The sequence below is a fragment of the Plantibacter sp. MPB07 genome (assembly GCF_046619465.1).
GTDB classification, from domain to species: domain Bacteria; phylum Actinomycetota; class Actinomycetes; order Actinomycetales; family Microbacteriaceae; genus Plantibacter; species Plantibacter auratus.
The window spans coordinates 3,449,074-3,460,488 of record NZ_CP177043.1 but is presented as its reverse complement, the minus strand read 5'-3'; the positions used below and the strand labels follow the sequence as shown (position 1 = coordinate 3,460,488).

Sequence of the window (11,415 nt, the reverse complement as noted above, 5' to 3'; positions counted from 1 at the left end):
CGAAAGGACCCCATGTCCACCGACACCCGACAGTCCGTCGTCCACCTGCGATCGCGCGCCGTGAGCGTCGTGATCGACCTGCGCGACGGACATCTGCCGTCGATCGCGCACTGGGGAGCCGACCTCGGTGCGCTCGACGCTACGGAGCTCGCCGATGTCGTGCGCGGCGCGGAGCGGTTCGTCACGGAGAACGCCCCCGACCGCCCGACCCGCCTCGCGGTGCTGCCGGAGCAGAGCGAGGCCTGGCTCGGTCGGCCGGGCATCACCGGCAGCCGGGACGGACGCGACTGGTCGCCGCTGTTCACGATGGGGCCGGCGCAGGTGACCCCGCGCACGGTGACCGTCGACGGCGAGGACGCCGAGGCGGGCCTGGCGATCCGGATCGAGTTCGAGCTGAGCGAGGCCGGTCTCCTGCGTGTCCGTGCGACGCTCCGCAACGTCGCCGACGGCGTCTACCGGCTCGACGACCTGCATCTCGCGCTCCCGATCCCGGCTCGCGCCCGGGAGGTCCTCGACCTCGCCGGCCGGTGGGGCAAGGAGCGGACGCCGCAGCGCTCGCCGCTCCGGGTCGGCGCCTGGGTGCGCGAGGACCGCCGCGGGCGGACCGGGCCGGACGCGCCGCTCGTCCTGAACGTGGGCGTCCCCGGGTTCGGCTTCGCCACGGGCGAGGTCTGGGGCGTCCACGTGGGGTGGAGCGGCAACCAGCGACACCTCGCGGAACGGCTCTCGACCGGCGACCAGGTGATCGGGGGCGGCGAACTGCTGCTGCCCGACGAGATCCGCCTCGCCAGGGGTGACGCCTACACGAGCCCCTGGGTGTACGGCGCCCACGGGGACGGGCTCGACGCCCAGGCCGCGATGTTCCACGAGCACCTGCGCGCGCAATCCGGCCATCCGGCGCGGGACCGACCGCTCACGCTCAACGTGTGGGAGGCGGTCTACTTCGATCACGACGCCGAGGCTCTGATGCAGTTGGCCGAGGTCGCGTCCTCGCTCGGGATCGAGCGGTTCGTCCTCGACGACGGCTGGTTCCGTGGGCGACGACACGACCGCGCGGGGCTCGGCGACTGGTTCGTCGACGAGGAGGTGTGGCCCGACGGGCTGCAGCCGCTCGCCGACCGGGTCCGGAGCCTGGGGATGGAGTTCGGTCTGTGGTTCGAGCCGGAGATGGTGAACCTCGACTCCGATCTGGCCCGGGAGCACCCGGACTGGATCATGCAGACGGGCGGACGATTGCCGATCCCCGCCAGGAACCAGCAGGTCCTCGATCTCGGCCGACCAGAGGCCTTCGCCGCCGTCCTGGAACGGATGACCGCGATCCTGACCGAGGTCGACATCGCGTACATCAAGTGGGATCAGAACCGCGACCTCGTCGACGCCGGGTCGGCACCCGACGGTCGGGCCGGCGTGCATCGTCAGACGGCGGCCGTGTACCGGTTGATGGACGAACTCACGCGTCGATTCCCGGAGCTGGAGATCGAGTCCTGCTCCTCCGGCGGCTCACGCGTCGACCTCGGCGTCCTCGAGCGCACGCACCGCGTGTGGGCCTCGGACTGCAGCGACCCGCTCGAGCGGCAGCAGATCAACCGCTGGACCGCCCAGCTGGTCCCCCTGGAGCGGCTCGGCGCCCACATCGCCTCCGGGCGCTCGCACACCACGGGCCGCTCGCACGAGCTGTCCTTCCGTGCGGCGACCGCGCTCTTCGGTCATCTCGGGGTCGAGTGGGACCTGCGGCAGGCGTCCCCGGCCGAACTGGAGGAACTGCGCGGATGGTTCGGGCTCTACCGCCGGACGCGTGACCTGTTGCACACGGGGAGGCTCGTGCGCGAGGACGTCTTCGACGACACACTCCAGATCACGGGTGTGGTGGCCGAGGACCGGTCGCGTGCCCTGTTCTCGCTCGCGTTCCTCAGCCGCTCGGACGTCGCGAGGATCGGGCGGTTCACCCTGCGCGGACTCGACCCGGAGCGTCGCTACCGGGTTCGGCCGTTGCGCATCGGTGAGCCGACCGGCGGTCGCGCCGTGCCCGCCTGGTTCGGCGAGGAGGACGAGGTGGACGGCCCGCTCGCCGGGTGGACCGGAGTGGTCGCCTCCGGGGCGGTGCTGTCGCACTCGGGCCTCCAGACCCCGTCGTCCGCACCGGAACGGGCCTGGATCGTGGAGGTCTCAGCAGTCGGCGAGGACGGCGACGCGGGTTAGCATCGTCGGATGTCGACCACGCGACCTCCCGAGCTCCTCCGCCTCACGGCCTTCGCCGCCGAACCCGGCGGCGGTAATCCCGCAGGTGTCGTGCTCGACGCCTCGGCACTGTCGGACGCCGAGATGCAGGCGATCGCCACCGAGGTCGCGTATCCGGAGACGGCGTTCGTCGTCGACCCGGGTGTCGACGGCGACGACCGCCACGTGCGCATGCGCTACTTCTCCCCCGGTGCCGAGGTGCCGTTCTGTGGGCACGCGACCATCGCCACCGCCGTCGCCCTGGCTGAGCGCCGTGGCGTCGGACGCTTCACGCTGGAGACGAACGTCGGACCCCTCGTCGTCGAGACCGCATCCGACGCCGACACGAACGGCGACACGAACGGCGGCACCGGATCGATCACCGCGTCGTTCACCAGCGTCGAACCCACCGTGCGCGGTCTCGACGCCGAGGTCGCCGATCGCCTGCTGTCGCTGCTCGGGCTCGAGCGTTCCGACCTCGACGAGCGGTGGCCGCTCCGCGAGTCGTTCGCCGGCAACCGGCACCCGGTCGTCGCGATCCGCGAGCAGCAGGTCTTCGACGGCTTCACCTTCGACCCGACCGCGCTGCGCGCGCTGATGGACGTGCAGGGCTGGGCCGGGACGGTGACGGTCGTGCACGACCACGGGATCGACGACGCCGGCCACCTGCTCGTCGAGGCCCGCAACCTCTTCCCCGTCGGCGACATCACCGAGGATCCGGCGACCGGCTCCGCAGCCGCCTCCCTCGGGGGCTACCTGCGGGTGCTCGGTCTCCTCATTCCTCCGGCTCGGATCCTCGTCCGGCAGGGCCACCACGTCGGCGCCCCCAGTCTGCTGACGGTCGACGTCCCGGCCACCGGCGGCATCACCGTGACGGGGACGGCCCAGCCGATCTCGTGAACGTGACCACCGGATACCCGCGCTCGACGTCCAGCGTCACCTCGGCCGCCACGCCGTAGACGTCCGCGATCAGCGCCGCGGTCAGCACCTCGCCCGGTGCCCCGGCAGCCACCACCCGACCGGCGCGCAGTACGACGACCGTGTCGCAGTACATCGCGGCGAGGTTGAGGTCGTGGATGGCGATCACGGTCGTGACCGGGAGCGCGCAGACGAGGTCGAGCAGCTCCAGCTGGTGTCGGATGTCGAGGTGATTGGTCGGTTCGTCGAGGAGGAGCTCACGTGGCTCCTGGGCGAGCGCCCGCGCGATCTGTGCCCGCTGGCGTTCGCCTCCGGACAGGGTGTGCCAGAGGCGGCCGGCCTGGTCGAGCAGGCCGACGTGGGCGAGCGCGCGGACGACGGCGGTCTCGTCGGCTGCGCTGTCACCGCCGAGTCCCGAGCGGTGCGGGATCCGGCCGAGCCGCACGATGTCGCGCACCGTGATGTCGACGTCGGTGTCGGCATGCTGCGTCACCGAGGCGACCGAACGCGCGATGCGCCGTCGACCGACCGACGCCAGGTCGACACCGTCGAGCGTCACGAGGCCCGCGGTCGGCTTCACGAGTCCGTGGAGCACCCGCAGGAGCGATGACTTGCCCGACCCGTTCGGCCCGAGGAGGCCGACGGTCTGTCCCGGCTCGGGGTGCAGCGTCACGCCGTCGACGACGAGCGCACCGCCGCGGTTCCAGGACACGTGCTCAGCGTGGAGTGTCATACCCGCGTCCTCCTCCGCGCCAGCAGGGCGATGAAGACCGGCACCCCGACGAGCGCGGTCCCGACGCCGACGGGCAGCGGTGTCGGCGAGAACGCGACGCGCGAGCCGGCATCCACCCAGACCATGAAGATCGCACCGATAATCGCCGTGGCCGGGATGAGCCGACCGTGACGGGGCCCGACGAGCAAGCGGGCGGCGTGGGGCAGGACGAGCCCGACGAAGCCGATCGCCCCCGCGACGCTCACCAGCGTCGCCGTGATGAGCGCCGTCGCGATGAGCAGGATCGCCCGCGTCCTCGCGACGTGGATGCCGAGTGACGCCGCGACGTCCTCACCGAAGGCGAACGCGTCGAGTGCATGGGCGTACCGCAGGCACAGGAGCGACCCGGCGACGACGACGATCGCGCAGAGTGCCACGTCGTCCCAGCGCACGCCCTCGAGGGAGCCGAGCAGCCAGAACATCACGCCGCGCGTCTCGTCCGAGTCGGCGAACGCGAAGATGATCAGCGAGGTCAGTGCGGAGAAGAGTTGCGTGCTGGCGACGCCCGCCAGCACGACCCGGTCGGTCCCTCCGCCCGACAGACGGGAGAGTAGGAGCACGAGTCCGAAGGCGACGAGCGCGCCGATGAACGCGCCGCCGGAGAGGCCGATCGACGCCCCGCCGAGTCCGAGGATCCCGATCGCGACCGCACCGGTCGACGCACCGGAGGAGATGCCGAGGATGAACGGGTCGGCCAGCGGGTTGCGGAGGAGCGACTGCATGATGACGCCGCAGAGCCCGAGCCCGGCTCCGCAGGCTGCAGCGACGAAGGCCCGCGGCAACCGCTCCTCCCACACGATCGCGTCCTTCGACAGCTTCACGGGGATGTCGGTGACGCCGAGGTGGTTCGCGACGATGTCCCGCACGTTCACGAGCAGGATGTCCGCCGGTCCGAGCGTGATCGCCACGCCGACCGAGACGAGGAGGAGGACCACGCCGGCGAGGACGAGCAGGCCGGTGATCGTCGCGCGGCGTGCGCGTGAGGCGGGTCGCCGCGCCGTGTCGCTGGCCGTCACCGTGTCGCCACTCGTCACCGTCTCCGGGTTCAGAGCTCGTCCTCGTGCTCGACCCACCACGCCTTGATCTTCTCGAGGCCGTCGACGAAGCGGATGGAGGGGTTCAGCTCGGCGCCGTGGAGAGCGATGTACCGCTGGTTGCGCACCGCGTCCATGGTCTTCGTGAGCGGGTCGGACTCCAGGAACGCGACCTTGTCGTCGAGGCGGTCGCCGGGGAACCGGTCGCGCTGCAGGTCGCCGAGGACGAGGACCTGCGGGTCGCGGTCGACGAGGTCTTCCCACGTGGTGGCCGGCCAGTCGTCCTCGAGCTCACCGAAGACGTTGTCGAGCCCGGTGGTCGAGGCGAGCAGCGCGGCGGATCCGAGCCCGCCGCCGACGTACGGGGTCTTCGTGTCGGCGAACCAGAACGCGACCGTCGTGCCGTCGAAGTCGACACCCTCGGTCGCCTTCGCGGCACGGGCCTGCAGGTCGGCGACGAGCGCGGCAGCACGGTCGGAGACGTCGAAGACCTCTCCCATCTCGGTGATCTCCTGGTAGAGCGCGTCGATGGTGAGCGGCGTCGTGCGCGTCCCGCCGCCGTTGATGCTCGTCCCGTTGTCGCAGTCGGTGGGCGAGAGGTAGCTGGCGACACCGGTCTCGGCGAAGCGCTCGCGTGGTGCGACGCCGCCCTCGTTGAAGTGGCGGCCGAAGGACGCGGTGACGAAGTCCGGGTCGGCTCCGAGGACGACCTCGTAGGTGGGGGCGTTGTCGGCCAGGCGCGGGACGTCGGCGTTCGCGTCGGCAAGGGAGTCGAGGACGGGGTCCGTCCAGGAGGCGGTGCCGACGATGCGGTCCTCGAGCCCGAGGGACAGCAGGATCTCGGTCGAGTTCTGGTCGAGGGAGACGACCCGCTGGGGTGCGGCGTCGATCGTGACCTCGGTGCCGCAGTTGTCGAGCGTGAGCGGGTAGTCCGTCGCGCCCTGCCCGGCGGCGGCGGTCGATTCGGGCTCGACCGCTTCGGACGCGCCGCAGGCGGACAGTCCGACGGCGAGCGCCGCGGCGAGGACGAGGCTGATGGCGGCGCGCTGGTGCACGTCGTCTCCTTCATTCGAGGGGTGGGACCTAGGAAGGATAGCCTTACCTGACCGGGCGCGCGAATCGTCGACCGGTCACCGCCGATCGACTCATCGGACGACCGCGCGCACCGAGCGACCGTCGACAACCTGAAATAGGGGTCTGCTGTCAGCTGGTCTGCGGCAGTCGGGATTCGAGCGCATCGAGCAGGTCAACGTCGTAGCGGTCGTCGGGCTGCAGCGCTGGCACGAGATCTGCCACCCCCGTTGGCGGTAGCTCCCAGACCACGCTCCCGGGACGGAGAGAGTCAAGCGTGCGATACCACTCCTCGAGGGGGCCGCGTAGCCGGACATGCAGCTCGAAGGCGCGCCGGGACCGTGTCGTGTCGCTGTCCTTCTGGCGCCGCAAAACGCCTTCCTCGGGCAGGGTCAGGAAGACAGCGTCAGCGATTCCGATCTGCCGCCGCCGCATCGCCTCACGGACAGCACCCAATTCAGCGAGGAAGCGCGTCGCAGAAGCTTCGCCGATGCGAGCCAGGCACCATGAGTAGTGCAGCTTGAGGGGATCGCTGTCACACAGAGCCACTCCGGCTCGGCGCTCGAGAGCGATCGCTTGCGACCAGCGATCTCCGTTCACTCCGGTCCAATACCTCGCTTGGGCCTCCGGGTCACGTCCATCAGGTTCGTTGCCCGTAGGCACGTACTCAGCGACGAACTCCGTCGCTGCCGCTCGACACCAGGTCGTCTTGCCGGCAGCACTCGGACCCTCGATCGCGACAATCACTCCACGATGTTAACCGCTCGCTCTCAACCCGTCCGGGCGAGGGCTCCTCCTCCAGATACGCTCGCCGCATGACCCAGGCACGTTGGCAGAAGCTCACTGAATGGCCCCTCGCGATCGCTGCGGTCGTCTTCCTCGCGGCGTACTCATACGAGGTGATCGCCGAACCCGGCGGAAGCGTCGCCGAGGTCATCATCGCGGCGACGTGGGTGGTCTTCGTGGCCGACTACGTCGTCAATCTGGTGCTCGCGAACCCGCGATGGCGTTGGTTCTACACGCACCTTCTCGACCTCGCGATCGTCGTTCTCCCGATGCTCCGCCCGTTGCGCCTGCTCCGGCTCGTCACTCTCCTGGCGATCCTGAACCGGACCGCCGGCGCCGCCTTCCGGGGACGGGTCATCATCTATGCCGCCGGCGCATCCACGCTCCTGGTGTACGTCGCGGGTCTTGCGGTTCTCGATGCTGAACGCGGCGGTGACGGCGCGATCCAGACACTTGGCCAAGCCCTCTGGTGGGCATTCGTCACCATCACCACCGTCGGCTACGGCGACTACTTCCCCGTGACGTACACCGGACAGCTCGTTGCCGTCGGAGTCATGATCGGCGGGATCGCCCTTATCGGTGTCGTCACTGCCACCCTTGCCTCATGGATCGTCGAACGCGTCGAGCAAAGGGAGGCCGTATCCGAAGCAATCACCAGTGCGCACATCGAAGCACTCACGACCGAGATCGCGTCGCTTCGGCAGCTCATGGAAGGGAAAGTGGGCGAGACACTTCCGGACGGCGCATCATCGAAGTAATTGCAGACCCAGTACGTTCCTTCTGAGAGCGCGAAGTATGACTAACCCAGAGCAACTTGAAGAGTGGCGCCGCCAAGCGCGCGACCCAGACCCCAGCGTCCGCTGGAACCTGACATCTCGCGAGCCCCCCCCCCCCCCCCAGAAGAGATCTTCGCCATGCTCGCCGCGGACGATGACTTCATGGTTGCGTCGGGTGCTCGACGAGTTGTCCGTACGTAAAGGTCTCCACGAGATCGCTGCTACGAACCCGAACGCTCGGCCCGAACTCAACGACCGAGCCCCATCGGCTCGTTCAGTCGAAACTCGATCGACCGCTACCTCGAGCAACGCAACGCCTCGCTCGCTGGGCGACCTGAACAAAGCTGGAGGGACGCCGCGGAGATTCCACGACGCCCCTCTGAGAAGCTCAGTTACGGCAGAGACAACATTTCCAGTCCGGTGATATCTACCGCATCCCGCCACCATTGCCCAGAGAACCAGCTTCACAGCCGGCAAACGAGCCATTTGCGAATGTCACCTTGACAGTCGTCGTGAAATTGTTCGAGCAGGAAGCGAGCCCGTTCCCGACGAAGAAATCAGAGACAGACTTGACGCCGAAGAGTCCGGAGGCCGTCTTCGCAGGGATCCCCGGAATCCATGAAGTGATGAGCCCCACGACTCCCGTGTAGCCGCTGCTCGCCCCGTACTCATCGGAGAGGATTCGAGCCGAGCATGCGTTGAGCGTGACAGCATCGTACGCGGCATCAGGAGTCGCCCAGATGTCGTGTCGGGCGCCAGGATCACAGTCTTCTGCCGAGGCAGATGAAGCCACGGCGACGGGTGCAGCTACGCCAAGAGCAGCAACGAGCGCGAATCCCGCGAGCTTGCCTTTCAGAGTTGTGAACACAACATTCTCCTTTGAGTGTGAACTATTCTGACCGCTGGGACTTTTTCGTCGACCGGTACCTAAAGATCAGCTGTAGCACCAATCCCAGCAGCACCCCTATCGGAAGCCCCGGAAGCCAGCTAGAGACGAGAAGGAACGATATCCCCACGCAGACAATCACAGAAGCCGAAACAATCAAGATGTCTCGCAAAATTTGCTTCTTCTGCCAACCCATATCAGTCCATCCCGATTTTCGTCATTACTACAAAATTCATCTGCGGGGACACTTTAGGCTTAGTCCCCAAGTCGCATTCTCGCAACCGCTCAACCTCCTCGATCATTCAACACCGGCCCCAAAGATCGGCGACCTGGCGCGGAAGATAGCAATATCCTGAGAGTTTGCCAATAAAGGCAATATTATGCTTTTGGATGAACATGCAGTGCTGTCCTGCTCGTTCCACAGGACAGCAAGTGGTCAGCCATGGAGCCTGGCCAGTCGTTGGAGAGCACTCAACACGAACCAACATCGGCGCTCCCTAGGCTCAGACCGGTCCGCGACCCGTCACCGCACTCTATCGGCGACGTCGACGCGTGCGGCGTCACGATGTGTCGACCGGTGTCCGTGTGCGGCCAACGCACCTTGTGGAGCAAGACGATCGGTGTCGCCACCGATAGAGCGCGGCGCCCGAGCACGTCCCGACGACCACCCTTGCGACGAGATCAGCCGGGCATCAGCACGACGAGACAGTCCCCCGCGTGCCCGATGGCCCCCAGGGCTTCCGGCGCTTCGAGCCCGCAGGCAGCGCAGTCTGCCCAGGTCGGCCCACCCACGTCCGCTCTTCGCTCCACGAGCTCCAGCAAGGAACACGTGTAACGACACGTCCGCTGGGTAGCGACAGCCATCCGGTCCCTTCGCGTCCAACATCGCATGCCGTGTAGCGCTCAAAAACACACGTAGAAGAAGAGCCAATAATATATATTATTTCGTTTGCACTCCGATTAGCGCGGGTCGACGAGCCCCGCGCGGATGCCCCAGAGCACGGCCTGCAGGCGGTCGCGCGCTCCCGTCTTCTGCAAAAGACCGGCGAGGTGGTACTTCACCGTGGTGGGTTCGACGAAGAGCCGGTCGGCGATCTCCGCGTTGGAGAGTCCCTGCGCGAGGAGGTCGAGCACCTCGAACTCGCGGTCGGTGAGCGGCGACTCCGCCGGTGCCATCGTGGCCGCGGGCGTCTCCCGCCTGCGCTCCGAGAACTCACGCAGGATACGACGGGTGAGGCGTTGGTCGAGCGTCCCCTCCCCTGCTGCAACGGAACGGATCGCCGCGAGCAGCGTCGCCTCGTCCGCGCCCTTCAGCAGGAAGCCGGCCGCACCGGCCTCGAGCGCGGCGAACACGTCCGCATCGACGTCGAAGGTCGTCAGGATGAGGACGTCGGCGTCGAGGTCCGGGTCCGCCGTTATCGTGCGGGTCGCCGCAATCCCGTCCGTGCCCGGCATCCGGATGTCCATGCAGATCAGGTCCGGACGCAGTTCCTTCGCCAACCGCACCGCGTCGGCACCGTCGATCGCCTCACCGACGACCTCGATGTCGGGCTCGGCCCCGAGGATCACCGAGAGGCCGGCGCGGACGACCGCCTGGTCGTCGGCGATGAGAAGGCGGATCATGCGTCACTCCGGTGCTGGTCGGGACCCTGCTGGTCGGGACGGTGCTCGTCAGGAATGGTGAGGCGGTTGCACCAACCGCCGTCGTCCGTCGGCGCCGCGGTCAATCGTGCTCCGATGAGTTCGGCACGCTCCCGCATGCCCCAGAGGCCGTACCCGTCGCGCGCCGGTGAAGCGGGCCGCTGTGACGACGCCGCGTTCGTCACGATGAGCTCGATCGCGTCCACCTCGAACCGCACCGCCACGCGGCAGACGGCTCCGGGCGCGTGCCGGGCGGCGTTCGCCAGCGACTCCTGGACGGTCCGATACGCGGCCGTCTCCGCGAGCGGCCCCAGCACACGAGGCTCGCCGGTCACGGTGTAGGCGACGTGCTGCCCCCGCGACCGCGCCGCCTCGACGAGTTCCGGGATCGCCGCGATCGTCGGAATGGTCGCCGGCCCGAGCGTCGATCCGTCTCCGCCTCCCTGGGCGTCCGCATCGTCGCTGCGCAGCAGGCCGACCGTCCGCCGCAGGTCCACGAGCGTCGTGCGGGCATCGGACTGCACCGTCTGGAGCATCTCCCGAGCACGTTCCGGGTCGCGCTCCACCAGGGCGCTGGCCGCCTGCGCACTGACGATGATCCCTGACAGGTGATGTCCGGCGATGTCGTGCAGCTCCCGCGCGAGGGCGGTGCGCTCAGCGCGGAGGTCGTTCTGCACGCTGATGCGACGCTCGTTCTCGGCCATGCGTGCCTGGTCCTCGATCGCCGACAGCAGGCGCTCGCGACCCCTGGCGTACTCGGCGACACCGGCCGGGAGCACGTACTGCAACACGATTCGCGCAACGGCCGCGAACACGAGGATGAGCGGCTCCTCGGACGACCCGAAGATCATCGCGATGCCGCCGACCACCGTCGTCGCGACCGCACCGGCCACCAGCGCGCGGATGACCGTCCGCCGCTCCGCGCGACGAGCGAGCGCGTAGGTGGCGAGGATCACGCCGAACGAGCCGATCCCGAGTTCGCCACCACTGGACCCGAGGACCAGGAGGTCGAGGAGGACCGCCACGCCGAACACCGCGACAGGGTGCCGACGCCGGAAGAGCAGGGCGATGGCCTGGAGCACGACCAGCCCCGCGTGCGCCCACGGCGACACCTGACCCGGCACGGCGTGCAGCTCGTCGACCCACGGGACGACCCCGAGGTACCCCACCGCACCGGCGAGGACCAGGACCGGCGGGAGCGCCGAGCGCAGACGGACCGCGAGCGGGGCGGGCCGTGCGGGAGAGGTCATGGGTCGAGTCAACCACGCCGAGCGCCGACCCCGGTTGGGGCCGGCGCTCGGCGTCCGGTGGGAA

The 11,415-nt window shown here is 68.6% G+C and carries 10 protein-coding genes; 3 read left to right on the top strand and 7 right to left on the bottom strand.

Annotated features, from left to right (window positions below; genetic code table 11):
- Window positions 1–12 precede the first annotated feature (12 nt).
- Window positions 13–2,199: an alpha-galactosidase gene (locus tag ACLIME_RS16090; protein WP_411557541.1), complete on the top strand. Its 2,187-nt coding sequence runs from the start codon at window positions 13–15 to the stop codon at window positions 2,197–2,199.
- A 9-nt stretch (window positions 2,200–2,208) separates the two neighbouring features.
- A complete protein-coding gene (locus tag ACLIME_RS16085) occupies window positions 2,209–3,117 on the top strand; it encodes a PhzF family phenazine biosynthesis protein (protein ID WP_159877076.1) in 909 nt (302 codons plus the stop codon).
- On the opposite strand, the gene ACLIME_RS16080 is transcribed toward ACLIME_RS16085, so the two are convergent.
- From ACLIME_RS16080 to ACLIME_RS16065, 4 genes are all read right to left on the bottom strand, one after another.
- Window positions 3,083–3,868 (bottom strand): ABC transporter ATP-binding protein, encoded by a 786-nt coding sequence (locus ACLIME_RS16080; protein WP_411557540.1) that lies wholly within the window; start codon window positions 3,866–3,868, stop codon window positions 3,083–3,085. The genes ACLIME_RS16085 and ACLIME_RS16080 overlap by 35 nt on opposite strands.
- Window positions 3,865–4,980, bottom strand: a complete 1,116-nt coding sequence (locus ACLIME_RS16075; protein ID WP_411557539.1) for a FecCD family ABC transporter permease — start codon at window positions 4,978–4,980, stop codon at window positions 3,865–3,867. Before ACLIME_RS16075 ends, ACLIME_RS16080 begins: the two co-directional genes overlap by 4 nt.
- Entirely contained in the window at window positions 4,953–5,996 is a 1,044-nt protein-coding gene (locus tag ACLIME_RS16070) for an ABC transporter substrate-binding protein (RefSeq protein ID WP_411557538.1), read from the bottom strand. The genes ACLIME_RS16075 and ACLIME_RS16070 overlap by 28 nt, the downstream gene beginning before the upstream one ends.
- Before the next feature lie 148 nt (window positions 5,997–6,144).
- The gene (locus ACLIME_RS16065; protein ID WP_411557537.1) at window positions 6,145–6,759 is read right to left on the bottom strand and encodes a hypothetical protein; all 615 of its coding nucleotides are present in this window, start codon (window positions 6,757–6,759) and stop codon (window positions 6,145–6,147) included.
- A 68-nt stretch (window positions 6,760–6,827) separates the two neighbouring features.
- Here ACLIME_RS16065 and ACLIME_RS16060 point away from each other — a divergent pair, with 68 nt between their 5' ends.
- On the top strand, window positions 6,828–7,556 hold the full coding sequence (locus tag ACLIME_RS16060; RefSeq protein WP_411557536.1) for a potassium channel family protein: 729 nt from the start codon (window positions 6,828–6,830) through the stop codon (window positions 7,554–7,556).
- 445 nt (window positions 7,557–8,001) lie between these two features.
- On the opposite strand, the gene ACLIME_RS16055 is transcribed toward ACLIME_RS16060, so the two are convergent.
- From ACLIME_RS16055 to ACLIME_RS16045, 3 genes are all read right to left on the bottom strand, one after another.
- A complete protein-coding gene (locus ACLIME_RS16055) occupies window positions 8,002–8,442 on the bottom strand; it encodes a hypothetical protein (protein WP_159877064.1) in 441 nt (146 codons plus the stop codon).
- Between the two features lie 978 nt (window positions 8,443–9,420).
- Window positions 9,421–10,083 (bottom strand): response regulator, encoded by a 663-nt coding sequence (locus tag ACLIME_RS16050; protein WP_159877062.1) that lies wholly within the window; start codon window positions 10,081–10,083, stop codon window positions 9,421–9,423.
- Complete coding sequence (locus ACLIME_RS16045; protein WP_411557535.1) at window positions 10,080–11,351, bottom strand: sensor histidine kinase; 1,272 nt, start codon at window positions 11,349–11,351, stop codon at window positions 10,080–10,082. The genes ACLIME_RS16050 and ACLIME_RS16045 overlap by 4 nt, the downstream gene beginning before the upstream one ends.
- Between the last annotated feature and the right edge of the window lie 64 nt (window positions 11,352–11,415).

Bases quoted from the DNA above. Each gene is read 5' to 3' on its own strand.
- ACLIME_RS16080 (WP_411557540.1), bottom strand. From the start codon at position 3,868: ATGACACTCCACGCTGAGCACGTGTCCTGGAACCGCGGCGGTGCGCTC.
- ACLIME_RS16045 (WP_411557535.1), bottom strand. From the start codon at position 11,351: ATGACCTCTCCCGCACGGCCCGCCCCGCTCGCGGTCCGTCTGCGCTCG.
- ACLIME_RS16090 (WP_411557541.1), top strand. From the start codon at position 13: ATGTCCACCGACACCCGACAGTCCGTCGTCCACCTGCGATCGCGCGCC.
- ACLIME_RS16060 (WP_411557536.1), top strand. From the start codon at position 6,828: ATGACCCAGGCACGTTGGCAGAAGCTCACTGAATGGCCCCTCGCGATC.
- ACLIME_RS16085 (WP_159877076.1), top strand. From the start codon at position 2,209: ATGTCGACCACGCGACCTCCCGAGCTCCTCCGCCTCACGGCCTTCGCC.
- ACLIME_RS16050 (WP_159877062.1), bottom strand. From the start codon at position 10,083: ATGATCCGCCTTCTCATCGCCGACGACCAGGCGGTCGTCCGCGCCGGC.